This window comes from Stenotrophomonas sp. 2YAF22, from assembly GCF_052114665.1.
GTDB lineage: Bacteria > Pseudomonadota > Gammaproteobacteria > Xanthomonadales > Xanthomonadaceae > Stenotrophomonas > Stenotrophomonas indicatrix.
Genome location: NZ_JBFRFE010000913.1, coordinates 1 through 1,120, shown reverse-complemented (window position 1 = coordinate 1,120; position 1,120 = coordinate 1). Strand labels below are relative to the sequence as shown.

The window sequence follows — 1,120 nt, the reverse complement described above, 5'->3', positions numbered from 1 at the left end:
GATCGCAGCCTCCATGGCGCGCGCCGTCTGGTCGCCGCTCTGGTTGGTCATGATGAAGATGCCAAGATCGTACTTGGGCACGATGTAGATGTAGCACTGCGACCGCGGTACGCCACCATGATGCGCATGGTAGACGCCCTTCAGCCGGTCACCGGAAACGATGTTCCAGAAGTAGCCGATGCTGAACTCCGAATCGAACGTGACCAGAGGGCGATGCGACTCCTTTACCACCGGCCCGTTGGCCAGCTGGAACCTGAGGTACTTCACCATTTCCGGGACAGTTGCCTTCACGTTCCCGGAGGCGCCCCACGGCAACTGTGGCATCGGCGTGGTCGGTATCGGGTTGTCGCTGTGATAGCCGACCGCAAGCCGGGACGCTTCGCTGTCGCTGAGTCTGATTCTGATTCTGAGACCCGTCATCGCCGCGGAATCGCCAAGGAATCCGCGTAACAGCGACTCGTAGTCGCTGTTGTAGACGGTTTCCAGGATATGCGCTGTCAGTTCCGTTCCGGCACTGGAGTAGGCGTAGTCCTTGCCGGGTGCCCGGTCAATCTCGACGGCGTGCAGATCCTTGAAGAAGTCAGCCTTGCCGTAGTGCGCATAGAGGGTGTTGAGTTCGCTGGGCGTACGATGATCGGTGAAGTCCTCCAACACCGTGTTCGCGCGTTCCGGCAGCATGTTCGGCAGGCCGCTGGTGTGCGACAGCAGATGGCGGATGCGGATGGGCTCGCCCTTGTACTGCAGGTTCGGATAGTCCCCCTGCAGGTACTGTCGGACGTCGTCGTCCAGACTGACCTTGTGTTCCAGAACGGCATTGGCCATCAGGGTGCCGGCCAGGGTCTTGCTCAACGAGCCGATCTCGTAAAGGGTCGCATCGGTTGGAGGGCCAGGCTTGCCGGTTTCCATGTCGCCGCGATGACGGACGAATTCCTCGCCCCGGTACACGACGCCGATCGAGGTCGAATGAAGCAGCGGCTGCTGGATCAGCGCTGCGGCGATCTCATCGATCTCCGCCCCCAGATCCTTCGTTGCGGCCTTCTCGCTGGCGCAGCCTGCCGCCAACAACGCCGCGGATACGACCAAGCTGCCGAGCCATCGCCTGTTTCGAACAGTCATCGGA

1 protein-coding gene is annotated in these 1,120 nt (G+C 61.2%); it reads right to left on the bottom strand.

Features of this window, described 5'->3' with window-relative positions:
* Nucleotides 1-1,083 (bottom strand): serine hydrolase domain-containing protein (locus tag AB4Y84_RS22205; RefSeq protein ID WP_442251002.1); only part of this gene is annotated, 1,083 nt, incomplete at its 3' end.
* Nucleotides 1,084-1,120: the final 37 nt, after the last annotated feature.